Raw genomic sequence first — 919 nt, 5'->3', positions numbered from 1 at the left:
GCGGTGGCTGCGAGGATGAACTCGTCACGCGCGCCGTTTGGACCTCGTAAACGCAAACGGTCGAGCTTGAGAATGCGCTTGAGGTGCGCGAACAACATCTCGATTTTCTTGCGGAGCCGGCGCGAGGTGCCTCCCTCCCACGATCCCGCGATCTGGCGCGCCATGTCGCGAGCGCCCTCGTAGCTCGAGCGCGGCACTCTCCGTGAAGCCTGCTTGGGGCAACACCGAGCCTTCAATGCGCATCGATCACAATCGCGCTTGCTGGCGAGGTAAAGCATGGTGGCACCATCGTTCACCAACGTTCCGGTCGTGGTAGGAACTTTGCCACCAGGGCAACGATAGATGTCCCCGGCATGGTCATAGGTGAAGTCGTCGCGCGAGAAGATCCCATCTGTGCGGGCCGATTTGTCGAACACTGTAACGTGCGGCTCGATCCCGTGCTCATAGACCAGCCAGGCGAGCATCTCGGCCGAGCCATAGCCGCTGTCACCGAGGAGCCGGCTCGGATAGAGATCAAACCGCTCCAGCGAGCGCTCGATCATGCGCTTGGCGGCCAACACCTCCGGCTGCCGGATTGCGGTCGTTGCCTCAACATCGACGATGATCGCGTTCTCGATGTCGACCAGGTAGTTCGTCGAATAGGCGAAAAACGCTTGGCCGCCGTGCGCCCCCGTCCAGCGCGCCGCCGGGTCGGAGGGCGATACGAACTTCGGGGTAACCTCGGTCGCAGCTCCGAAAGCAGCATCATCGAGGACAGCCAGATACTCGTCGATTGCTCGGCCGGCAGCCTCCGGCGGAAGTCCCTTATCGCCTTCGATCCCCTTCTGCCGATTGGCATCGGCCTTGATTAGGCTCGCATCGACTGCAAATCCTTCACCGCCGACCAGTCGTTCCTCGATGCAGCGCCGCAGCACGCTCT

1 protein-coding gene is annotated in these 919 nt (G+C 62.1%); it reads right to left on the bottom strand.

Features of this window, described 5'->3' with window-relative positions:
• A partial coding sequence (locus tag IVA96_RS07840) for a transposase (RefSeq protein WP_247416652.1) occupies positions 1–919 on the bottom strand: 919 nt, incomplete at both ends.

The sequence above is a fragment of the Bradyrhizobium sp. 159 genome (assembly GCF_023073795.1).
GTDB lineage: Bacteria > Pseudomonadota > Alphaproteobacteria > Rhizobiales > Xanthobacteraceae > Bradyrhizobium.
The sequence above is the reverse complement of the archived record's forward strand: the minus strand, read 5'-3'. Positions and strand labels throughout refer to the sequence as shown.